At 65.7% G+C, this 21398-nt stretch carries 20 protein-coding genes; 9 read left to right on the forward strand and 11 right to left on the reverse strand.

Going from position 1 to position 21398, the window contains the following annotated elements; all coding sequences use genetic code 11:
- Positions 1-68: 68 nt before the first annotated feature.
- Positions 69-1061 (reverse strand): NAD-dependent epimerase/dehydratase family protein, encoded by a 993-nt coding sequence (locus K369_RS20925; RefSeq protein ID WP_036293880.1) that lies wholly within the window; start codon positions 1059-1061, stop codon positions 69-71.
- Between the two features lie 180 nt (positions 1062-1241).
- Between K369_RS20925 and ettA the strand changes: the two genes are divergently transcribed.
- Positions 1242-2894, forward strand: coding sequence for an energy-dependent translational throttle protein EttA (gene ettA, locus K369_RS20930; protein WP_036293883.1), 1653 nt, complete (start codon positions 1242-1244; stop codon positions 2892-2894).
- 127 nt (positions 2895-3021) lie between these two features.
- On the opposite strand, the gene K369_RS20935 is transcribed toward ettA, so the two are convergent.
- The gene (locus tag K369_RS20935) at positions 3022-3993 is read right to left on the reverse strand and encodes a LysR family transcriptional regulator (protein WP_036293885.1); all 972 of its coding nucleotides are present in this window, start codon (positions 3991-3993) and stop codon (positions 3022-3024) included.
- A gap of 533 nt (positions 3994-4526) precedes the next feature.
- Between K369_RS20935 and K369_RS20950 the strand changes: the two genes are divergently transcribed.
- From K369_RS20950 to K369_RS20970, 5 genes are all read left to right on the forward strand, one after another.
- The gene (locus K369_RS20950; protein WP_036293891.1) at positions 4527-4862 is read left to right on the forward strand and encodes an AtpZ/AtpI family protein; all 336 of its coding nucleotides are present in this window, start codon (positions 4527-4529) and stop codon (positions 4860-4862) included.
- A gap of 64 nt (positions 4863-4926) precedes the next feature.
- Positions 4927-5667, forward strand: coding sequence for a F0F1 ATP synthase subunit A (locus tag K369_RS20955; protein ID WP_018267103.1), 741 nt, complete (start codon positions 4927-4929; stop codon positions 5665-5667).
- Positions 5668-5720: 53 nt separating this feature from the next.
- A complete protein-coding gene (locus tag K369_RS20960; RefSeq protein ID WP_018267102.1) occupies positions 5721-5951 on the forward strand; it encodes a F0F1 ATP synthase subunit C in 231 nt (76 codons plus the stop codon).
- A gap of 78 nt (positions 5952-6029) precedes the next feature.
- On the forward strand, positions 6030-6614 hold the full coding sequence (locus K369_RS20965) for an ATPase (protein WP_036293894.1): 585 nt from the start codon (positions 6030-6032) through the stop codon (positions 6612-6614).
- 11 nt (positions 6615-6625) lie between these two features.
- Positions 6626-7102, forward strand: a complete 477-nt coding sequence (locus K369_RS20970; protein ID WP_036293903.1) for an ATP F0F1 synthase subunit B — start codon at positions 6626-6628, stop codon at positions 7100-7102.
- Between the two features lie 175 nt (positions 7103-7277).
- Here the strand turns inward: K369_RS20970 and K369_RS20975 are convergent, their stop codons facing one another.
- The gene (locus K369_RS20975; protein ID WP_084570765.1) at positions 7278-7919 is read right to left on the reverse strand and encodes a GNAT family N-acetyltransferase; all 642 of its coding nucleotides are present in this window, start codon (positions 7917-7919) and stop codon (positions 7278-7280) included.
- A gap of 118 nt (positions 7920-8037) precedes the next feature.
- The gene (locus K369_RS20980; protein ID WP_036296120.1) at positions 8038-9180 is read right to left on the reverse strand and encodes a type III PLP-dependent enzyme; all 1143 of its coding nucleotides are present in this window, start codon (positions 9178-9180) and stop codon (positions 8038-8040) included.
- A 784-nt stretch (positions 9181-9964) separates the two neighbouring features.
- Here K369_RS20980 and K369_RS20985 point away from each other — a divergent pair.
- Entirely contained in the window at positions 9965-11527 is a 1563-nt protein-coding gene (locus K369_RS20985) for a glucan biosynthesis protein (protein WP_036293905.1), read from the forward strand.
- A 12-nt stretch (positions 11528-11539) separates the two neighbouring features.
- On the opposite strand, the gene dinB is transcribed toward K369_RS20985, so the two are convergent.
- Positions 11540-12613 (reverse strand): DNA polymerase IV, encoded by a 1074-nt coding sequence (gene dinB / locus K369_RS20990; protein WP_036296124.1) that lies wholly within the window; start codon positions 12611-12613, stop codon positions 11540-11542.
- A 173-nt stretch (positions 12614-12786) separates the two neighbouring features.
- Between dinB and K369_RS20995 the strand changes: the two genes are divergently transcribed.
- Positions 12787-13548: an ATP-binding cassette domain-containing protein gene (locus K369_RS20995; protein ID WP_036293907.1), complete on the forward strand. Its 762-nt coding sequence runs from the start codon at positions 12787-12789 to the stop codon at positions 13546-13548.
- Positions 13545-15038 carry a glycine betaine ABC transporter substrate-binding protein gene (locus tag K369_RS21000; protein WP_036293909.1) on the forward strand — a complete coding sequence of 498 codons (1494 nt, stop codon included), beginning with the start codon at positions 13545-13547 and terminating at the stop codon, positions 15036-15038. Before K369_RS20995 ends, K369_RS21000 begins: the two co-directional genes overlap by 4 nt.
- A gap of 24 nt (positions 15039-15062) precedes the next feature.
- Here K369_RS21000 and era read toward each other — a convergent pair whose 3' ends face one another.
- The 6 genes from era to K369_RS21030 all read right to left on the reverse strand — a co-directional run bounded on the left by era (position 15063) and on the right by K369_RS21030 (position 21161).
- Positions 15063-15962 (reverse strand): GTPase Era, encoded by a 900-nt coding sequence (gene era / locus K369_RS21005; protein WP_156968003.1) that lies wholly within the window; start codon positions 15960-15962, stop codon positions 15063-15065.
- A 194-nt stretch (positions 15963-16156) separates the two neighbouring features.
- The gene (gene rnc, locus K369_RS21010; RefSeq protein ID WP_036293913.1) at positions 16157-16858 is read right to left on the reverse strand and encodes a ribonuclease III; all 702 of its coding nucleotides are present in this window, start codon (positions 16856-16858) and stop codon (positions 16157-16159) included.
- A gap of 26 nt (positions 16859-16884) precedes the next feature.
- Positions 16885-17676: a signal peptidase I gene (lepB, locus tag K369_RS21015; RefSeq protein ID WP_036293915.1), complete on the reverse strand. Its 792-nt coding sequence runs from the start codon at positions 17674-17676 to the stop codon at positions 16885-16887.
- A gap of 123 nt (positions 17677-17799) precedes the next feature.
- Complete coding sequence (gene acpS / locus K369_RS21020; protein WP_036293917.1) at positions 17800-18195, reverse strand: holo-ACP synthase; 396 nt, start codon at positions 18193-18195, stop codon at positions 17800-17802.
- Positions 18192-18944, reverse strand: a complete 753-nt coding sequence (locus tag K369_RS21025) for a pyridoxine 5'-phosphate synthase (protein WP_036293919.1) — start codon at positions 18942-18944, stop codon at positions 18192-18194. The genes acpS and K369_RS21025 overlap by 4 nt, the downstream gene beginning before the upstream one ends.
- A 6-nt stretch (positions 18945-18950) precedes the next feature.
- Entirely contained in the window at positions 18951-21161 is a 2211-nt protein-coding gene (locus tag K369_RS21030) for a bifunctional (p)ppGpp synthetase/guanosine-3',5'-bis(diphosphate) 3'-pyrophosphohydrolase (RefSeq protein ID WP_036293922.1), read from the reverse strand.
- Positions 21162-21398: the final 237 nt, after the last annotated feature.

The following is a 21398-nucleotide window of genomic DNA, read 5'->3' on the forward strand; positions in this document are numbered from 1 at the left end:
AATCGCCCCCGCGCGGCGGTTACGGTCTTGTCTCAGACAGATGGTTAAGGATTGCTCACGGCCGGACCTCAGCGGCCGTCATAATAGGCGCGATACCAGTCGACGAAGGCCGAGACGCCTTCCTCCACCGAGGTCTGCGGGCGATAGCCGGTCAGCCGCTCGAGCAGCGAGCAATCGGCGAAGGTGCGGGGGGCGTCGCCCTTCTGCATCTCGAGATAGTTGCGGATCGCCGTCTTGCCCAATTTTCGCTCGATCGCCTCGATGAAATCGAGCAGGCCCACCGGCTCGCCGCGCCCGATATTGACGATGCGGAACGGGGCGACCGGCGAGACCGAGGCGTCCGCGCCGATCTGCGGCGCGCGGTCGACGAGGCGCAGGATCGCCTCGACGAGATCGCCGACATAGGTGAAGTCGCGCTGCATCTCGCCGTGATTGTAGATGTCGATCGGCCGGCCATTCTCTATGGCGTCGACGAATTTGAACAGCGCCATGTCCGGCCGGCCCCAGGGGCCGTAGACGGTGAAGAAGCGGAACATTGTCGTCGGAATGGCCCACAGATGCGCATAGGAATGCGCCATGGCCTCATTGGCCTTTTTCGTCGCCGCGTAGAGCGTCAGCGGAAAATCGGCGCGCTCGCTCTCGAGGAAGGGCACGTCCTGATTGCCGCCATAGACGGAGCTGGTGGAGGCCATCAGCAGATGGCGAACGCCCTGCGTCCGCGCCAGCTCGAGAATATTGAAGCCGCCGACGAGATTGGCGTCCACATAGGCGCGCGGATTCTCGAGGCTGTAGCGAACGCCCGCCTGCGCCGCGAGATGGACGATGACCTCGGGCTCCGCCGCGGTGACGGCGCGGGTCAGCGCCTCCATATCCTCGAGCATGGCGATATGGGGGCGAAAGCCTTCGAAGCTGGCGAGCCGGGCGTGGCGCGCCTCTTTCAGCGTCACATCGTAATAAGGCGTGAGCCCGTCGAAGCCGTCGACCCTGTGGCCGAGCTCGAGCAGGCGCCGCGCGAGATGGAAGCCGATGAATCCGGCCGTGCCGGTCACGAAGACGCGCATGAGCCCGCTCTCGTTGGAGACGGGCGATCTCTGCGGAAAAGCCCCGCCGCTGTCAACTTGCCGCGACGTACGGGGCTTCCGCGACCACGCCGGCCTCGACGCAAAAAGCCGGTTTTCACTTCCGCCCAAAAGGCGCTAAACATCGCGCCGAGCATTTTTCTCTAGCGGGACCGATCACCCATGGCGCGGCAGTTCATCTATCATATGCAAGGTCTCACCAAGACCTATCCGGGCGGCAAGAAGGTCCTCGACAATGTCCATTTGTCCTTCTACCCGGACGCGAAGATCGGCGTGCTCGGCGTCAACGGCGCCGGTAAATCGACATTGCTGCGCATCATGGGCGGCATGGACAAGGAATATACGGGCGAGGGCTTCGTCGCGGAGGGCGCGCGCGTCGGCTATCTGCCGCAAGAGCCGCAGCTCGATCCAGAGCTCGACGTGCGCGGCAATATCATGCTCGGCGTCGCCGACAAAAAGGCGATTCTCGACCGCTACAATGATCTCGCCGTGAATTACTCGGACGAGACCGCCGACGAGATGACCCGCCTGCAGGACGAGATCGAGGCCAAGGGCCTGTGGGATCTCGACAGCCAGGTGGATCAGGCGATGGAGGCGCTCGGCTGCCCCTCCGACGACGCCGACGTCACAAAGCTCTCCGGCGGCGAGCGGCGCCGCGTGGCGCTGTGCCGCCTGCTGCTCGAGCAGCCGGAAATGCTGCTGCTCGACGAGCCGACGAACCATCTCGACGCCGAGACGGTGAATTGGCTCGAGGGCCATTTGCGCAATTATCCGGGCGCGATATTGATCGTCACCCATGACCGCTACTTCCTCGACAATGTGACGGGGTGGATTCTCGAGCTCGATCGCGGCCGCGGCATTCCCTATGAGGGGAATTACACCAGCTGGCTGAAGCAGAAGCAGAAGCGCCTCGCCCAGGAGAGCAGCGAGGACAAGGCTCGCCAGCGCGCCCTCGAGGCCGAGAGCGAGTGGATCGCCGCCTCGCCCAAGGCGCGGCAGGCCAAGTCCAAGGCGCGTATCCAGCGCTATGAGGAATTGGTCGCCAAGCAGAATGAGAAGGCGCCGACCACGGCGCAGATCGTCATTCCGGTGGCCGAGCGTCTCGGCGCCAATGTCATCGATGTCGAGCATGTGTCGAAGGCTTTCGGCGATCGCCTGCTCATCGACGATCTGACCTTCAAGCTGCCGCCCGGCGGCATCGTCGGCGTGATCGGCCCCAACGGCGCCGGCAAGACGACGCTGTTCCGCATGATCACCGGTCAGGAGAAGCCCGACAATGGCGCCGTCACTGTCGGCGAGAGCGTGCAGCTCGGCTATGTCGACCAGTCACGCGACGCGCTCGACGACAAGAAGACCGTGTGGGAAGAGATTTCCGGCGGCAATGACATCATCTATCTCGGCAAGCGCGAGATCAACTCGCGCGCCTATTGCGGCGCCTTCAACTTCAAGGGCAGCGACCAGCAGAAGAAGGTCGGCATGCTTTCCGGCGGCGAGCGCAATCGCGTGCATCTCGCCAAGATTTTGAAGCAGGGCGCCAATGTTCTGCTACTCGACGAGCCGACCAATGATCTCGACGTCGACACGCTGCGCGCGCTGGAAGAAGCGCTGGTCGATTACGCCGGCTGCGCCGTCATCATCTCGCATGACCGTTTCTTCCTCGATCGTATCGCCACGCACATGCTCGCCTTCGAGGGCGATTCGCATGTGGAATGGTTCGAGGGCAATTTCGCCGATTACGAGGAGGACAAGAAGCGTCGCCTCGGCATCGACAGCGTCATTCCGCATCGGCTGAAATATAAGAAATTCTCGCGCTGAGTCCCCCTCCCGCACCCTCCCCCGCTATCGCGGGAGAGGGAAGGCGGCAAACGCTGCGCGAACATTCGATGAAGCGCGGAATCCACCCCCTCTCCCGCGAAGCGGGGGAGGCCGGGGAGGGGGCTTCTCACACAGCCTCTCGCCCTTTCGCACGCGCCCGCGGCGCTTCCTCCGCCGGCTCCTCCACGACGCCGCGGCAAATCTCCACGATCTCGCGGCGCAGCCAGGCGTGCGCCGGCTCGCGGTCTTGCAGCGAGTGCCAGACCATCAGCAGATCATAGGTCGGGAACTCGATCGGTATCTCCAATATTCGCAGCGGCGCGAGGCGCACGAAATGCTCGGCGATGCGCAGCGGCAATGAGAAGACGAGATCGCTGCTCGCCACGATCCAGGGCGCCGAGAGAAAATTCGGCACGACGAGCGAGACCTTGCGCGCGAGGCCGCGGCGCTCCAGCCAATCGTCGATGATTCCGGTGCCCGCTTCGCGTCGCGACATCAACATGTGCCGCGCCGCGACGAATTGCTCGAGCGTCGGCTCATCGGTCGGAAAATCGGGGTGGTCGCGCCGCACCAGCGCGACGATGCGATCGGTGTAGAGCCGCTCGCGCCGGACATAGGGCGTCGAATCGAGGATCACGTCGAAGCCGATGACGAGATCGACATCGCCGGCGTCCGCCGCCTCGCGCAGCGAGCCGGAGGTCTGCACCAGATGGATCTCCACATTGGGCGCTTGCCGGCTCACCGATCTCATCAGCGGCGGCAGCAGGCAGAATTCGACATAATCATTCGTCGCGATCGTGAACCGCCGCTGCGTCGTCGCCGGAGAGAATTCCTTCGAGCCGCGGATCACGAGCTCGACCTCGTTCAATATGGAGGCGACGGGCTCGACCAGGGCGAGCGCGCGCTGCGTCGGCTTCATTCCCTGCGGCGTCTTCACCAGCACCGGATCGTCGAGCTGCTGCCGCAAGCGCTGCAGCACATGGCTCATCGCCGATTGGGTGATGAACATTTTCTGCGCCGCGCGCGACACATTGCGCTCCTCCATCAAAAAATTGAAGGCGACGAGCAGATTGAGATCGAAGTTCCGCAGCTCGGTCATTGGTCCGCCATCCGCATCGTCGCGCGCGCGAGGATCGTTCGGAAGATGACGCCAGAACGGCGCCTTCGACGCCACTGAAAATTTTCGATCGCGCGATGAAATCGATGCATTTGCGCGCGCTCGGGACGAACCATGCCATTCCTCGCCCCGCCGCGAAAGAGCGCAGGCGGCCTCGCACCTTCATAATCGTCCCCGATGGCTCCTCGTGCGTTCTCTGAGGGTCGGAAGGGCGAGGCGAGGGGATGCGGCGTCACATTGCGGCCGCGAACCATCTCGCAACCGCGAAAAGGAGTCTGCGCAAGAAATGGACAATCGCGGAAAAACCCTGGTTTTCCGGGCGATTCGCGGCGGCGGCTGCGGCTTGACACGAAATGGCGCTGCCCATATGTTGCGCGCGGCTCGAACGACTTGGCCGCCCGGCCGATATCGCGTCGCGTCGAAATCCCTTCCGTCGCCCCTGTCCGGGCGTTTCTTCGGCGATCATCTATGCTGCTCGCGCGTGCTCTGAAGCTTTTGCGCGAGGAGGAGAGCCGATGGCCACGGACAAGAATGTGAGCGACCGCGAGCTGCGCGCGAGGCTGGAGAGGCTCCAGGCCGAGCTCGGCAGCAAGGAGGAGGAGCGACGCGCCGAGACTGGCGGCGGATTGCCGGTCGGCGGGTCGTTCGGAAAGGCGCTGAGCGCGGGTTTCACCGTGCTGTCCGAATTCGTTGCGGCGATTCTCGTCGCGACGCTGATCGGATGGCAGGCGGATCGCTGGTTCGGCACCGGGCCGTGGCTGCTGATCCTGTTTCTGGGGCTCGGCGTCGCTGCAGGCTTCTACAATGTGTTTCGCTTCGTCGCGCCGAAAGACGCGCGAGGCGGCGGATGAAACAGGCGGCCCGACTCCCTCGGCGCCGCGGAGATGAAGGGCCGGGCGCCGTCCGGATCGAGCGATGAATCCTACCGAGCAGTTCGAGCTCCAGCGTATTGCGCCTTACTTCATCAATGGCGTCGACGTCTCCTTCACCAACGCCTCGCTCTATATGCTGCTCGCCGCCTCGGCGGCCATCATCCTCACCATATTCGCGACGTCCAAGCGCGCGCTGGTGCCGGGCCGCGGACAGGCGCTCGCCGAGGTTCTCTACGAATTCGTCGCCAATACGGTGCGCTCCACGGCGGGCAAGGAAGGGATGCGCTTCTTCCCCTTCGTCTTCACGCTGTTCACCTTCATTCTGATGTCGAATCTGATCGGCCTCGTCCCCTACACCTATTCGCTGTCGAGCCAGATCGTCCTCACCTTCGCCTTCGCGGCTTTCGTTCTCCTTCTGGTGATCCTCTACGGGCTCTATCGCCACGGCTTCGGCTTTCTGCGGCTGTTCGTGCCGCATGGCGTTCCCGCGCCGGTGCTGGTCATTCTGATCCCGATCGAGATCATCTCCTTCCTGTCGCGGCCCGTGTCGCTCTCCGTTCGTCTCTTCGCCAATATTCTCGCGGGCCATATCACGCTCGCCGTCTTTGGCGGTCTCGCGGTGATGCTGCTGGGCGCCGGCTCCTGGGCGGCGCTCGCGCCGGTCCCGGTCCTCGGCGTCGTCGTGCTCTACGCTCTGGAGCTGCTGGTCAACTGCCTCCAGGCTTTCGTCTTCACCGTCCTCACCTGCGTCTATCTCAATGACGCGATCCACCCGGGCCACTGATAAATATTCGAACAATAAATGGTCGCCCGTCTAAAAAAGAGCAGGAGCTAACAATGGCTGATGTTTCCGTCTACGGTCCGATCGGCGCTGGTCTCGCCGCCATCGGAACGGGCGCCGCCGCTATCGGCGTCGCGATCATCTTCGGCAACTATCTCAACGGCGCTCTGCGCAATCCGTCGGCCGCGGCCGCCCAGTTCACCAACGCCATCATCGGCGCGGCGCTGGCCGAAGGTCTCGGCATCTTCGCGTTCCTGATCGCGATCCTGCTCTATCTCAAGGCCTAAAGGCCTCAATGAACGAAGGCTCGGGACGCGTCCCGAGCCTTTGTCGTCTCCCACGCAGACAAGAGGCTGGAAGCCGTCATGGCGAATATCGTTCTCGCCGCCGAAGAGGCGGCGCCGCATGGAGCCCATGAGCCGAGCGCGACGCAAACGAGCGTCGAGCATCACGGCGGAGGCGAGTTTCCGCCGTTCCAGACGGAGAATTTCGTTCCGCAGCTCGTCTGGCTGGCGCTGACCTTCGGGCTTCTCTATCTTCTCATGTCGCGCATCGCATTGCCGCGCATCGGCTCCATCCTGCACGATCGCGAGAGCCGCATCGAGAGCGATCTCTTCGCCTCGCGCGAGCTTCAGGCGAAGGCGCAGGAAGCCGCCGCCGCGCATGACGAGAAATTGCGCGTCACCAAGGCGCAGGCGCAGGACATCGGCCGCGCCGCCCAGCAGCAGGCCGCCGCCGACACCGCCGCGCGCCGCGCGAGCGAGGAAGCCGCCTTCGCCGAGAAGGTCGCCGCCGCCGAAGCGCAGATTCTCGCCGCCAAATCCGAGGCGCTGGCCAATGTCGAGGCGATCGCCACCGACGCCGCCGGCGCGATCCTCGAGAAGCTGACGGGCGCCCGTTTCGCCGCTGAGACGCTGCAGGGCGAATATCGTAACATCAAGGCGAGCTGAGAGGTCGAGCCATGCATTTCGACGCAGAAGTTTTCGTCGCCATCGGCTTCGGCATTTTCGTCCTCCTGCTCCTCTATGTGGGCGCGCATAGGAAGCTCGCGGCCGCGCTCGACGCGCGCGTGATCCGAATCAAGAGCGAGCTCGCCGAGGCCGAGCGCCTGCGCAGCGAGGCCGAGAGCCTGTTCGCCTCCTTCGAGAAGAAGCGCGAGGAGGCCGAGGAAGAGGCCAAGGCGATCGTCGCTCAGGCCAAGAGCGAGGCCGAGCTGCTGGCGACCGAAGCGCGCCAGCGCCTCGAGGACTATATCACCCGCCGCACCAAGCAGGTGGAGGACAAAATCGCTCAGGCCGAGGCTCAGGCCGCCGCCGAGGTGCGCGCCAGCGCCGCCGACGCCGCGGTGAAGGTCGCCGAGGCCGTGCTGCGCAAGGGCGTCGCCGGAACCGATTTCGTCTCCGCCGGCATTGCGGATGTGAAGTCGCTGGCGCACTGATCGCCGGGTGCTTCCGGGAGGCGGCCGCCGCGCCGCTTCCTCAGAGAGACCAATTCAAAACGCCCGAAGTCGCGAGACTTCGGGCGTTTTGCTTTTCACGAATGGGCGGGCGCCGGTCGGCTCAGAGGCGGGCGGCCCGAAAGGGCTTCCCTTCCGACTCGCGGTCCTTCGACCGTCACGCCGCGCGCGCCAGCTCGCCGATCATCATGGCCGGGGCGGCCGCCCGGACGGTCAGGCCGGCGGCGGAAACACGGCCCGACGCTCCCGTCAGCCCGCCTTTCGTCAGCTCGAGGCCGAGGAAGCGCTCGCGCTCGACCGGACCGGGCATTGTGAGCCCGTCGGTGAAGCGGGTCTCGAAGCCGAAGCGCGCATAATAGGGCGCGTCGCCGACGAGCAGAACGGCGCGATGATTGCGGACCGCCGCACGCGACAGGCCCGCCTCGATCATGGCGGCGCCGAGGCCGAGAGACCGATAGTCGCGCGCCACTGCGAGCGGGCCGAGCAGCAGCGCCGGACGTCCCGGACCGGCGAAGATCGCCCACATGCGCATTGTGGCGACGAGGCGATCCTCATCCTTGCAGACCAGCGCGAGACCGCGCGCCGGCATGCGGCCTTCGCGCAGCCGCTCGCAAGTCTTCAGAAAGCGCGCCGGGCCGAAGGCCGCGTCGAGCAGCGCCTCGCGCGCGGCAATGTCTTCCGGGGCTTCCTCCGAGATCACGCAAACGGGACGGCGAGCCGAGCGGCTCCCTTCCGCCGCCATGCCGACGCCCGGAAAGCCGAGCGATCCGGTCTCATGATAAGAGAATTCAAAGGCCATCGGTTCCTCCCTTCGAGGACGGACGACCCTCGCGCCTGGCGCGCATCGCAGCGCGCCCGCCGAACGGGACAGAGATTTGGGCGGGAGGCCGCGAGCCGAGAGGCCCGCGGCCGAGGCGTCAGATCACGAAGGATTCGAGCGGCGGGAAGCCGTTGAAGCCGACCGACGAATAGGTCGTCGTATAGGCGCCGGTTCCCTCGATCAGCACTTTCGAGCCGATCTCCAAGCTGATGGGCAGGAGGTAGGGCTCCTTCTCATACAGCACGTCCACCGAATCGCAGCTCGGCCCGGCGATGACGCAAGGCGCGGTCGCGGAGCCGTCCGCCTCGGTGCGGATCGGATAGCGGATCATCTCGTCCGTCGTCTCGGCGAGGCCGTTGAACTTGCCGATGTCGAGATAGACCCAGCGAACCTCGTCCTCGCGCGACTTCTTCGACACGAGCACGACCTCGGCCTCGATCACGCCGGCGTTGCCGACCATGCCGCGGCCCGGCTCGATGATCGTCTCGGGAATACGATTGCCGAAATGCTTCGACAGCGCCCGGAAGATCGCCTGCCCATAGGCCTTAACGGCCGGCACATTCTTGAGGTAGCGGGTCGGAAATCCGCCGCCGAGATTGACCATCTGCAGCTGAATGCCGCGCTCGGCGAGATCGCGGAAGATGGACGAGGCCGACCTCAGCGCGCCGTCCCACATGTTCGGATTGCCCTGCTGCGAGCCGACATGGAAGGAGACGCCATAGGCGACAAGGCCGAGGCGATGCGCGTGCTCGAGGACGCGCGGCGCCATATCCGGCGTGCAGCCGAATTTGCGCGACAGCGGCCATTCGGCGCCGGTTCCGTCGCAGAGAATGCGGCAGAAAACCTTGGAGCCCGGGGCCGCGCGGGCGATCTTCTCGACCTCCGCCTCGCAATCCACGGCGAAGAGGCGCACGCCCAGCGCATAGGCGCGGGCGATGTCGCGCTCTTTCTTGATCGTGTTGCCGAAGCTGATGCGCTCCGGCGTCGCGCCGGCGGCCATGGCCTGCTCGATCTCGACGACGGAGGCCGTGTCGAAGCAGGAGCCGAGCGAGGCGAGCAGCGAGAGCACTTCCGGCGCCGGATTGGCCTTCACCGCGTAGAACACGCGCGTGTCCGGCAGCGCCTTGGCGAAGCTCGTGTAATTGTCGCGCACGACCTCGAGGTCGACGACGAGGCAGGGGCCGACATCGCGTCCGGCGCGACGACGGGCCTCCAAAAATTCGCGAATACGATCCGTCATTTGCGGCATCCCCAACGAAGTCGCGGCATATAGCGCCGCGGAGTGGCCAAGGGCTTCGATCGGATGCACGACGTCGTTTGCGCAGCACGCTGTGGAGGCGCGCTGAACATCGAGACGACTGCGTTCCATGACCGCCAAGGCCTCGCTCGCGGCGAAGCGCAGGACGGTCGGGTGATGCGCCGTCGGCTAGACGAAGCACGGACGCGAATGTCCAGACGGACATCGAATCCGATTCGAATAGCCATCGCTTGGAAGGGGATTTTTCCCTTTCCGCACGCCCGGCAAGAAAGACAAGCCTCTTCGGTACGCCGACCTTTGGAGGGTCGACAGAGACGAAAAAGCCCGGTCCGTCGTTGCTTTAAGTCGCGATCCCTCGCTCAGGCGAGGTTCGCCGGTTTCGCCTCCGGCTGCCGGTTTTATTCCGATGGTTGACCGGCCTCTTGTCCGGATCCCCATCGACCGACACACGACCACAGGCACGTGCGAAAGTGGGCGAGAACGTAAATACGCGCTTTCGCCCGCTCTGCAAGGGCTTTTTCGCGCCCCGGCGAAATTTGTCGCCCTTTCGCCCATTTTGCGCCCCGCCCGGGGTGATAGCTCCCCCGTCTTGCGGGCCGGCGCAAAGCCGGATACGCAGAAGCTCGGACGGGGCCGGGCGACGCGCGCCGCGCTCGCAGACGGGGCGGCGTCCCCAAGAACGCCCGATTCGTCTGCGACCCCGATTCGTCTGCGACCAGAAGACGGGCTTCCGCCCGTCGCTCAATTTTCTCGGAAACCGACTGAAATGATCGACATCACACGCCGCCGGCTTCTCGGCGCGATGGTCGCGGCGGGCGCTCAGGCCGCGCCGCTCGGGCGCGCCGTCGCGCAATCCGTGCAGAACGGAACGCAGCCGCGCTTCGGCCTCGAGGATGTGGCGCGTCGCGCTCGCGACCTCGCCGGCGCGCCTTTCGAGGCGGCGCCGCCGCAGTTGCCGGACGAATTGGCGAAGCTCGACTTCGATTCTTTCCGCGATCTGCGCTTCCGTCCGGAAAAGGCGCTGTTCTCGAATATTCCGGGCTCTTTCCGTCTGCACACCTTCCATCTGGGCTTTCTCTACAAGCGCCCGGTGACGGTGAACACGATAAGGGACGGCATTCCGACGCCCATTCCCTATTCGGCGGCGCTGTTCGACTATGGCCGCAACAAATTCGAGCGGACGCTGCCGATCAACATAGGCTTCGCCGGCTTCCGCCTGCATTTCCCGCTCAATGATCCGCATGTGCACGACGAGGTGATCTCCTTCCTCGGCGCCAGCTATTTCCGCTTTCTCGGCCGCGGCCAGCGCTATGGCCTCTCGGCGCGCGCGCTCTGCGTCGACTGCGGCGACAATACGGAAGTCTTCCCCTTCTTCCGCGAGTTCTGGATCGAGACGCCGCAGCCGGGCGGCAATCGCATCACCTTCTATGCGCTGCTCGACGGCGAGGCGGCGACCGGAGCCTATCGCTTCGATCTGACGACGGGCCAGGACAGCACGATCGACGTGCAGGCGACCATCTTTCCGCGCCGCAAGGCGAAATTCGGCCTCGCGCCGCTCACCTCAATGTATCTCACCGGCGAGAACGACCGCCGCATGCGCGACGGCTTCCGCACAGAGCTGCATGATTCGGACGGGCTGCTCGTCCATGGCGAGTCGAAGGAATGGCTCTGGCGCCCGCTCGCCAATGCGCCCATCGCGCGGCTCACCACTTTCTCGGACCCGAATATTCGCGGCTTCGGGCTGATGCAGCGCGACCGCAATTTCGAGACCTATCAGGACATCGATCTCGCCTATGAGCGGCGGCCGAGCTATTTCATCGAGCCGCAAGGATCATGGGGCGAGGGCGCCGTCGAGCTCTTGGAGCTGCCGACGCTCGATGAGACAAATGACAATATCGTCGCGGCCTTTGTCGGCGCGCAGCCGCTGGAGATCGGCAAGCCCTTCTCCTACGCCTATCGCATCACCTCGCTGCTCGATCTGCCGCGGCTCTCGCCCAATGGCCGCGCGGTGAACACATTCGAGGCGCCGGCGCGGGCGCTCGGCTCGAGCGAGGCGACGACCTTGGGTGCGCATCGCTTCATCGTCGATTTCGCCGGCGGCGATCTCGCTTATTACGTCAATGATCCCGCGCAGGTGGAGGTCGTCGCCTCGGCGGCGAATGGCACGGTCATCCGCTCGAGCGTCGCCGCCAATCCGCACATAGACGGAATGCGCGTGATGTTCGACATAGCGGTGAAATCCGGCCAGACGGCGGATATTCGCGCCTTCCTCAAGGCCGGCCCGCTGACGCTGACGGAGACGTGGACCTATCCGTGGACGGCGCCGTGAGGCTTCGCCGTCTCAGACGGCGAGGCTCATCTGCGGATCCTCGCTTCCGCCCGCGGGCGCGAGCGAGGAGAGCGTGACGCCGAGCAGGCGCACGCCTTTATCTGACGGAAACAGCGGGCGCAGCAGCGCCAGCGCGCAGGCCTCCAGCGCGGCGCGGGAGGCGATCGGCGCAGCGCCGGTGCTGCGCCGCGTGATCTGCTGAAAATCCGCATATTTGACTTTCAGCGTCACCGTGCGTCCTTCGATGCGCGCGCCTTCGCAATGGGCGGCGACGCGCGCGACGATGGGCGAAAGAGCGGCGATCGCCTCCTCGAGCGCGAAGAGATCATGCGCGAAGGTCACTTCCGCGCCGATCGATTTGCGAATGCGGTCCGGCCGCACCGGACGCTCGTCGACGCCGCGCGCAATGCCGTAGAAATAGCCGCCCGATTTGCCGAAGTGCCGCTGCAGAAAGGGCAGGGGCTTGGCGCGCAGATCGAGCCCCGTCTCTATGCCGAGCGCATTCATCTTCTTCGCCGTCGCCGGCCCCACGCCGTGAAACTTGCCGATCGGCAGGGCGGCGACGAATTCCGCGCCTCTGTCCGGCGTGATGACAAAGAGACCGTCCGGCTTGTTCTGGTCGGAAGCGAGCTTGGCCAGAAATTTATTGTAGGAGACGCCCGCCGAGGCGGTCAGCCGCGTCTCCTCGCGAATGCGCGCTCTTATCTCCTCGGCGATATGGGTGGCGGAGGCGATCTTCTTGCGATTTTCGGTGACGTCGAGATAGGCCTCGTCGAGCGAGAGCGGCTCGACCAGCGGCGTGTAGTCGAGGAAGATCGCGCGAATGCGCCGCGACACATCGCGATAGACGTCGAAGCGCGGCGGAACGAAGAGAAGATCGGGGCAGCGCCTGAGCGCGGTGACGGAGGGCATGGCCGAGCGCACGCCGAAAGCGCGCGCCTCATAGCTCGCCGCCGCCACCACTCCGCGCTCGCGCGGCGAGCCGACGGCGACGGGGCGTCCGCGCAATCGCGGATCGTCGCGCTGCTCGACCGACGCATAGAAAGCGTCCATGTCGATATGGATGATCTTGCGTTGCGACGCCATCGGGTGAGGAAACGCCGAGCGGCGACGCCGCGGAAGCGCGAAGCTCTCACGTCGCTCCGCCGGATTCAAGCCGAGGCCGCATGCGACGTCCCGCATCTTCGCCGCGGCCGACCCCTTGGAACCACGCCCGCGCGCGCCATTTGAGCGACGTCACCCGACGCCGCGGCGCAGTCATGATCCGACTGGAGCATGTCCGTAAATGTTTCGGCGGCGCGCGCGTCGTCGACGACGTCACGCTGACGATAGAGCCCGCGCGCACGACGGCGCTGATCGGCCCCTCCGGCTCCGGCAAATCCACGCTTCTCTCGATGATCGTCGGGCTCGTGACGCCGGACGACGGCGAGATAGAGGTGGCGCGCCATCTGCTGACGCCGCGCTCGGCGGAGAAGCTCCGGCGCCTCATGGGCTATGTGATTCAGGAGGGCGGCCTCTTCCCGCATCTCACCGCGCGCGGCAACATAGAGCTGATGGCGCGCGAGATGGGCTGGCCGGCGGAGCGCCGCGCGGCGCGGCTCGAGGAGCTGCTGCGGCTCACGCGCTTTCCGGCCGAGGCGCTGGAGCGCTTTCCAGCCGAGCTTTCCGGCGGCCAGCGGCAGCGCGTGGCGCTGATGCGCGCGCTGATGCTCGATCCCGAAATCTTGCTGATGGACGAGCCTCTGGGCGCGCTCGATCCGCTGATCCGCGCCGATCTGCAGGACGATCTCGCCGCCATATTCGCGCGGCTGCGCAAGACCGTCGTCATCGTCACGCATGACCTCGCCGAGGCCGGATTCTTCGCGGAGAGAATCGTGCTGATGAATCACGGACGCATCGTCCAGCAAGGACGTTTCGCCGATTTTGTCGAGCGGCCGGCGGAGGAGTTCGTCACGCGCTTCGTGCGCGCCAGCGCGCGGCGTCTCGCCGATCTGCCGCTTCCGCCGGAGGGCGCGCGATGAGGGGCGCTCTTGCAATTTTGCTCGCGCTCCTTCTGCTCGGCGCCTGTGCGCGTGAGGGCGATCTCGTGCGCATCGGCTCCAAGAGCTTCACCGAATCCGTCATTCTCTCGGACATGGTCGCCGATCTCGCCGCCGCCTCGGGCGCGCGCGTCATTCGCCGTCCGGCGCTCGGCGGCACGCGGCTCGTGTGGAACGCGCTGCTCTCCGGCGAGATCGACGCCTATCCCGAATATACGGGCACGCTGCGGCAGGAGATTCTGGACGAGCTGCGGCTCGCCAATGATCGCCAGCTCGCCGACGCCCTCGGCGAGCTGGGGCTGCGCATGAGCCTGCCACTAGGCTTCGGCAATGGCTATGCGCTCGGCATGCGGCGCGACAGAGCGGAGGCGCTGGGCGTCGAGACCATCTCCGATCTCGCGCGGCATCCCTCGCTCGTCTTCGGCTTGAGCGAGGAATTGCTCGCCCGCGCCGATGGCTGGCCGGCGCTGCGCGCGGCCTATGGATTCACGACGGAGGATGTGCGCGGGCTCGATCACGACATCGCCTATAAGGGCCTCATCGAGGGCGCGATCGACGTCGTCGATCTCTACGCCACCGATCCGCAGCTCGCCGACCGGCGCATTCTCGCGCTCGTCGACGACCGCAAGCTGTTTGCCGAGAATCGCGCCGTCCTGCTCTATCGCGCCGATCTCGAGCGGCGCGCGCCACAGGCGGTCATGTCCATGCTGCGCCTCGAGGGCCGCATAGACGCGCCGGCGATGATCGCGATGAATGTCGCGGTGCGGGCGGGCCTTCGCACAGAGCGCGAGGCGGCGGCGAATTTCGTCGCGACGAAATTCGGCGTCGAGGCGCCCGCGCCTTCGCAGAGCCTCGCCGAGCGGCTGTGGCGACGCACGCGCGAGCATCTCTTTCTCGTTGGCGTCTCGCTCGCGGCGGCGATCCTCGTCGCTCTGCCGCTCGGCGTCGCGGCGGCGAAGCGTCCGCGTCTCGGCCATGCGATTCTCGGCCTCGCCAGCGTGCTGCAGACGATTCCCTCGCTCGCTCTGCTCGTCTTCATGATTCCGCTGCTCGGCATAGGCGCCTCGCCGGCCATCGCCGCGCTGTTCCTCTACAGCCTTTTGCCGATCGTGCGGAATGTCGCGACCGGCCTTGCGACCATTCCGCGCGCGATCCGCGATTCGGCGATCGCCATCGGGCTCACGCCCTGGCGGCGTCTGCTGCTCGTCGAGTTGCCGATGGCGTCGCCGGCGATACTCGCGGGGCTGAAGACGGCGGCGGTCATCAATGTCGGCACTGCGACGCTCGGCGCGCTGATCGGCGCCGGCGGCTATGGCCAGCCGATCTTCACCGGCGTGCGGCTGGATAATTTCGCGCTGATCCTCGAAGGCGCGATTCCGGCGGCGCTGATGGCGCTCGCCGTGCAAGGGCTGTTCGATATTATCGAGCCGCGCATCGTTTCGCGGGGATTGCGGCTGAAGGCGAGCGGATGATCTCGTCGCACAATGTCGACCGCGTCATTCCTTCGGGAAATCGAGCCGCATCTCGCGATAGCGCTCAGGATCGTCGGCCCAATTCTCGCGCACCTTCACGAACAGGAAGAGATGCACCTTCTGCTCGGCGGCTTCCGCGATCTCGCGGCGCGCGGCCTGGCCGATCGCCTTTATGGTGCGGCCGCCTTCGCCGATGACGATCTTCTTCTGCCCGTCGCGCGTGACATAGATCGTCTGCTCTATGCGCGCCGAGCCGTCTTTCTGATTTTGCCAGGAATCGGTCTCGACCGTCGATTGATAGGGCAATTCGTCGTGCAGACGCTCGAAGATCTTTTCGCGCGTGATCTCGGAAGCGAGCAGCCGCAGCGGCGCGTCGGAGAGCTGGTCTTCGGGATAGAGCCAGGGCGAGGGCTTCATCAGCGCGGCGAGCTTGGCTTTGAGATCGGCGACGCCGTCGCCGTTCAGCGCCGAGATCATATAGGTCTCGATGAAATTCGCCTTTTGCGTGAGCGCGGCGGTGAGCGCCAGCAGCGAATCGCGCGGGACGAGATCGATCTTGTTGAGCGCGAGAATCTTGGGCGCGGTGAGCGCGGCGAGCTTGGCGACGATCTCCTCCACCTCGGGAACGAGGCCGCGGCGCGCGTCGACCAGCAGCACGATGGCGTCGGCGTCGCCGGCGCCGGAGATGGCGCTCGCCACCATGGCGCGGTCCAGCCTTCGCTTGGGCGCGAAAATGCCGGGCGTGTCGACGAGGATTATCTGCGCCTCGCCCTCCAGCGCTATGCCGCGCACGAGCGCGCGCGTCGTCTGCGCCTTGCGCGAGACGATGGAGACTTTCGCGCCGACGAGCTGATTGAGCAGCGTCGATTTGCCAGCGTTGGGCGCGCCGACCAAGGCGACGAAGCCACAGCTTGTTTCGGTCACGAGAATGCGCCTTTCGATGTCATCGGATTTTCGGAATATGTCCCTCTCTCCGCTCGCGGGGAGAGGGTCGGGGTGAGGGGCTCGGGGCGCGAGCCAGCAAGGGAAAACGCCCCGAGCCCCTCATCCTCACCTTCTCCCCGTGAACGGGGAGAAGGAAAGCGGCGAATATCGCGCGAGCCGGCGCTGCATGTCGCTCACGCGTCCTCCCTCTCTATCCCCTCGCGGTCGAGAAAGGCCTGCGCGGCGGATTGCTCCGCGGCGCGCTTGGAGGCGCCGGCGCCGCGCGCGGCCTCGAAACCCTCCACCTCCACCGCCACCTCGAAGAAGGGCGCATGGTCCGGCCCGCTGCGCGCGGCGAGGCGGTAGCGCGGCGTGGCGAGGCGGCGGGCCTGCGCCCATTCCTGCAGCGCGGTCTTGGCGTCGCGCAGGCGGCGTCCCGGCGCGCGCATGCGCTCGGCGAAGCTGGCGCGCACCACGGCCTCGGCCGCCTGCGGGCCGCCGTCGAGATAGACCGCGCCGATGATCGCCTCGCACATATCGCCCAATATGGCGCGCTTTTTCCGTCCGCCCGTCTGCGCCTCGCCGTCGCCGAGCCGCATGAAGGGGCCGACGCCCCAGCGCTCGGAGACCTCGGCGCAGGATTCCTTGCGCACGAGATCGGCGAGCCGCCGCGATAATTCGCCCTCGCTCTCCTGCGGGAAATTCTCATAGAGCATATGGGCGACGACGACGCCGAGCACGCGGTCGCCGAGAAACTCCAGCCGCTCATAGGACTCCGGCCGCGCCGCCGAGGCGCTGACATGGGTCAGCGCATGCTCGAGCAGGCCGCGATTGACGAAGCCATGACCGACGCTCGCCTCGAGCGTGGCGAGGTCCTCCCGACCGAGAGCTCCCATTTGCGTCTGCTTTGCGTCGAGCCGCGTCAATGCGCCGGCTTGAACAGCCGATCCCATCTGACCGTCCAGGGCCAGCGCCAGAAGGCCAGAGCATATTCGTCCTTCTGCACCGAGAAGAAGATGATTTCGGCGCGGCCCACCAGATTTTCGAAGGGCACATAGCCGACTCCGCCTTCTTCCGGCGCGAAGCGCGAATCGGTGGAATTGTCGCGATTGTCGCCCATCATGAAATAATTGTTCGGCGGCACCACGAAGAGCTCGGTGTTGTCCTTATAGCCGTGGTCGCCCTCGATCTCGATGATCGTATGGGCGACGCCGCCGGGCAGCGTCTCGGTGTAGGTCGGCACCTCGACCTCGCGGCCGTCGCGGCCCTCGTGCTTCTCCTTGGCCTTGGCCTCGCGCGGCACGATCTCGCCATTGATATAGAGGCGGCCCTCGATCATCTGCACGCGGTCGCCCGGCAGGCCGATGACGCGCTTGATGTAATCGGTCTCATTGTCGCGCGGCAGCTTGAACACCACCACATCGCCGCGCTTGGGCTGCGAGCCGAGCACGCGGCCGGAGAAGAGATCGAGCCGCCAGTCGAGATAAGGCACGGAGGGCAGCGAGTAGTTCGAATAGCCATAGGCGTATTTCGAGACGAAGACATAATCGCCGATCAGCAGCGTCGGGATCATCGAGCCCGAGGGAATGTTGAAGGGCTGAAACAGCAGCGTGCGAATGACGAGCGCGATGACCAGCGCCTGGACGATCACCTTGATCGTCTCGAGCAAACCACCTTCGTCGCGCCGTTCGGCGACCGAGACGTTCCTGCTCAAACCACGTCACTCCTTAGTTGGCCAAAGCCGCTCTTGGTCGTCCGTTTGCGAGCGAGCCGGAAGGCGCGCGGTCCATCGGGCCTCGGACCGCGCGCCTTCCGGCTCGCTCGCAAAGCTCGTCTATCACGTCAGCGCCTCTATGAGAACCTGGGCCTGCGCGAGCGGATATTCGTCGGTCAAGGTGAGGTGAATGACGATCCGCGCGCCCTTTGGCGCGATCTCGGCCAGACGCTCGGCGGCGCCGCCGGTCAGCTCCACCGTCGGCTTGCCGGAGGGCAGATTGACCACCCCCATGGTTTTCCAGGTGATTCCGTCGCTTATGCCGGTGCCGAGCGCCTTGGCGCAGGCCTCCTTGGCGGCGAAGCGCTTGGCGTAGGAGGCCGCGCGGGCGGCGCGTCCTTCCGATTTCTCGCGTTCGACATCGGTGAAGCAGCGGCGGATGAAACGCTCGCCATAGCGCTCGAGCGCCTGCTCTATGCGGCGAATGTCGCAGAGATCGTTGCCGAAGCCGATGATCATGCGGCGCCCGCGCCTTCGTCGATCGCCCGACGCATGGCGCGGATCGATTCGGCGAGGCCGACGAAGACCGCTTCGCCGACGAGGAAATGGCCGATGTTCAGCTCGACGATCTGCGGCAGCGCCGCAATGCGCCGCGCCGTCGCATAGTCCAGCCCATGGCCGGCGTGGCACTCGAGCCCGCGCTCCGCCGTATGCGCCGCGGCCGTGACGATGCGGGCGAACTCGCGCTCGGCGGCCTCGTGATCTCCCACCTCGACGGCGTGGCACCAGGCGCCGGTGTGCAACTCGACGACCGGCGCGCGAATAGAGTCGGCGGCGTCGATCGCCTCGGCGCCCGGCTCGATGAACAGAGAAACGCGAATGCCGGCCCGATTGAGCTCATCGACGAAGGGGACGAGATGATTATGGCCGCCGATGACGTCGAGCCCGCCCTCCGTGGTGCGCTCGGTGCGGCGCTCGGGCACGAGGCAGACGGCGTGCGGCTTCGTCTTCAGCGCGATATCGAGCATTTGCTCGGTCGCGGCCATCTCGAAATTCAGCGGCTTGGAGATCTCGGCTCTGAGGCGCGCCATATCCTCGTCGCGAATATGGCGACGATCCTCGCGCAAATGCGCGGTGACGCCATCCGCGCCGGCCTCTATCGCCAGCAGGGCGGCGCGCACGGGGTCCGGCCCCTGGCCGCCGCGGGCGTTGCGAATGGTGGCGACGTGATCGACATTCACGCCGAGACGTATGCGGCGAGCGGTCATGTTTCCTCACCCGATGACGCGCTCGACCTTGCTGACCAGAGCGCTCGCCCGCAGCCGGGCGATGATGTCGTTCAAATGCTTCAGATCGGCGACCTCGAGATCGAATCGCATCTCACGAAAGTCGGGAGAATGGATGGCGAAGGCGACATTGTCGATATTGGCCCCCGTCTCGCCGATCAGCGTCGCCAGACCGCCGAGCGTTCCCGGCTCGTTGATCGCCGTCACCACGAGGCGGGCCGGGAACAGCTCGCGGCTCTCCGGGTCTATGTCCCAGCGCACGTCCAGCCAGCGGTCGGGCTGATCGTCGAAGGCGGTCAGCGCCGGCGATTGGATCGGATATATGGTGATGCCTTCGCCCGGCGTCAGTATGCCGACGATGCGGTCGCCCGGCACGGCGCCGCCCTCCGGCGCGAAGCGCACCGGCACGTCGCCGCGTAGGCCGCGGATCGGAATGGCGCTCGCCTGATCCGCGGCGCCCGGCGCCTTGAACACCACATTGACGTTGGACTTCATGCCGAACCAGCCGGGCTCGCCAGGCTCGAGCCGCATCTGCGGGGCGGGCTTTCGCTCCTCGCTGAAATCGGGATAGACCGCCTTCACCACATCGCCCGAATAGATCTCGCCGCGGCCGACGGCGGCGAACGCGTCCTCCAGCGAGGCGCGGGCGAGGCGCGGCAGCGCGGCCTTCAGCTTCTCGTCCGAGACCGGACGCCCGGCGCGCTCGAAAGCGCGGGTGACGATCTGCCTGCCGAGCCCGGCATATTGCATCCGCACCGCCTCGCGCGTCGCGCGGCGAATGGCGGAGCGCGCCTTGCCGGTGACGACGAGCGATTCCCACGCCGCCGGCGGCACATGACTTTCGGCGCGGACGATCTCCACCTCGTCGCCATTCTGCAATTGCGACAGAACCGGCGCGATGCGTCCGTTGATCTTGGCGCCGACCGCCGAATCGCCGACGCGCGTATGCACCGCATAGGCGAAGTCGATCGGCGTCGCGCCGCGCGGCAGCGCGATCAGCCCGCCCTTGGGCGTGAAGCAGAACACCTGGTCCTGGAACAATTCGAGCCGCGTATGCTCGAGGAATTCTTCCGGGCTGTCGCCATGGGCGAGCAATTCCAGCGTGTCCTGCAGCCATTTGAAGGCGCGGCTCTCCTTGGCCAGCTCCTCCTTGCCCTCGTCGCTGGAGGAATCCTTGTAGAGCGCATGGGCGGCGATGCCGAAGCGCGCGATCTCATGCATGGTCGCGGTGCGGATCTGCAGCTCGACGCGCTGATGGCCGGGGCCGATCACAGTGGTGTGAATGGAGCGATAGTCGTTCTGCTTGGGCGTCGAGATATAATCCTTGAACCGCCCCGGCACGCTCGGCCATTTGGTGTGCACTATGCCGAGCGCGCGATAGCAATCCTCCACATCGTCGACGATGATGCGAAAGCCGAAAATATCGGAGAGCTGCTCGAAGGCGATCGACTTGCGTTCCATCTTGCGCCAGACGGAATAGGGCGTCTTTTGCCGCCCGGTGACGGCCGCATGAATCCCGCGAGCGGCGAACTCCTGCGTCAGCTCCTTCTCGATTTTCTTGATGATGCGGCCATTCTTGGCGCGCAGATCGTGCAGGCGCGATTCGATCGCCTGATAGGCCTCCGGCGTCAGATGGCGGAAGGCGAGGCCCTCCAGCTCCTCGCGCAGGCGCTGCATGCCCATGCGGCCGGCGAGCGGCGCATAGATGTCCAGCGTCTCCTGCGCGATGCGGGCGCGCTTTTCCGGCGGCACGAAATGCAGCGTGCGCATATTGTGCAGCCGGTCCGCGAGCTTGACCAGCAGCACGCGCACATCTTCGGAGACCGCGAGCAGAAGCTTGCGGAAATTCTCGCCCTGCGCGGCTTTCTTGGAGACGAGGTCGAGCTTCTCGATCTTGGTCAGCCCATCGACCAGCTTGCCGATCTGCGGGCCGAACAGGCGATTGATCTCGTCGAGCGTGGAGCTCGTGTCCTCCACCGTGTCGTGCAGCACGGCGGCGACGATGGTGGCGTCGTCGAGCTTGAGGTCGGTGAGTATGGCCGCCACTTCGAGCGGATGCGAGAAATAAGGGTCGCCGGAGGCGCGCGTCTGCTGGCCGTGCGCCTTCATGGCGTAGACATAGGCGCGATTGAGCAGGTCCTCGTCGACCTGCGGATTATATTTTCGAACTCGCTCGACGAGCTCGTATTGGCGCATCATAGGCGTCGACCGGCGATCGGGTTGCGCGGATCGTCGGGGGCGTCGCGGAGCTCACGGGGAAGATCGGACGGGAAGCGGCGCGAGCGCCCGAAACCGGCCGACGGCCGCATTCATATTTATTGTAGAACAGCTCGCCGCCGGTCCCTAGCGTTTTCAGCAAGGAAGATCGGACGAAGGTAGCGAGGAGCGGCCGGACGGCAAAGCCGTCCGGGGCAGCGTTCTCGTTCGCCCTTCGGT

The sequence above is a fragment of the Methylosinus sp. PW1 genome, from assembly GCF_000745215.1.
In the GTDB taxonomy this organism is placed as follows: domain Bacteria; phylum Pseudomonadota; class Alphaproteobacteria; order Rhizobiales; family Beijerinckiaceae; genus Methylosinus.

Excerpts from the sequence above, each read along its gene's own strand:
- K369_RS20925 (WP_036293880.1), bottom strand. The coding sequence starts at position 1,061 with ATGCGCGTCTTCGTGACCGGCACGGCCGGATTCATCGGCTTCCATCTC.
- ettA (WP_036293883.1), top strand. The coding sequence starts at position 1,242 with ATGGCGCGGCAGTTCATCTATCATATGCAAGGTCTCACCAAGACCTAT.
- K369_RS20935 (WP_036293885.1), bottom strand. The coding sequence starts at position 3,993 with ATGACCGAGCTGCGGAACTTCGATCTCAATCTGCTCGTCGCCTTCAAT.
- K369_RS20950 (WP_036293891.1), top strand. The coding sequence starts at position 4,527 with ATGGCCACGGACAAGAATGTGAGCGACCGCGAGCTGCGCGCGAGGCTG.
- K369_RS20955 (WP_018267103.1), top strand. The coding sequence starts at position 4,927 with ATGAATCCTACCGAGCAGTTCGAGCTCCAGCGTATTGCGCCTTACTTC.
- K369_RS20960 (WP_018267102.1), top strand. The coding sequence starts at position 5,721 with ATGGCTGATGTTTCCGTCTACGGTCCGATCGGCGCTGGTCTCGCCGCC.
- K369_RS20965 (WP_036293894.1), top strand. The coding sequence starts at position 6,030 with ATGGCGAATATCGTTCTCGCCGCCGAAGAGGCGGCGCCGCATGGAGCC.
- K369_RS20970 (WP_036293903.1), top strand. The coding sequence starts at position 6,626 with ATGCATTTCGACGCAGAAGTTTTCGTCGCCATCGGCTTCGGCATTTTC.
- K369_RS20975 (WP_084570765.1), bottom strand. The coding sequence starts at position 7,919 with ATGGCCTTTGAATTCTCTTATCATGAGACCGGATCGCTCGGCTTTCCG.
- K369_RS20980 (WP_036296120.1), bottom strand. The coding sequence starts at position 9,180 with ATGACGGATCGTATTCGCGAATTTTTGGAGGCCCGTCGTCGCGCCGGA.
- K369_RS20985 (WP_036293905.1), top strand. The coding sequence starts at position 9,965 with ATGATCGACATCACACGCCGCCGGCTTCTCGGCGCGATGGTCGCGGCG.
- dinB (WP_036296124.1), bottom strand. The coding sequence starts at position 12,613 with ATGGCGTCGCAACGCAAGATCATCCATATCGACATGGACGCTTTCTAT.
- K369_RS20995 (WP_036293907.1), top strand. The coding sequence starts at position 12,787 with ATGATCCGACTGGAGCATGTCCGTAAATGTTTCGGCGGCGCGCGCGTC.
- K369_RS21000 (WP_036293909.1), top strand. The coding sequence starts at position 13,545 with ATGAGGGGCGCTCTTGCAATTTTGCTCGCGCTCCTTCTGCTCGGCGCC.
- rnc (WP_036293913.1), bottom strand. The coding sequence starts at position 16,858 with ATGGGAGCTCTCGGTCGGGAGGACCTCGCCACGCTCGAGGCGAGCGTC.
- acpS (WP_036293917.1), bottom strand. The coding sequence starts at position 18,195 with ATGATCATCGGCTTCGGCAACGATCTCTGCGACATTCGCCGCATAGAG.
- K369_RS21025 (WP_036293919.1), bottom strand. The coding sequence starts at position 18,944 with ATGACCGCTCGCCGCATACGTCTCGGCGTGAATGTCGATCACGTCGCC.
- K369_RS21030 (WP_036293922.1), bottom strand. The coding sequence starts at position 21,161 with ATGATGCGCCAATACGAGCTCGTCGAGCGAGTTCGAAAATATAATCCG.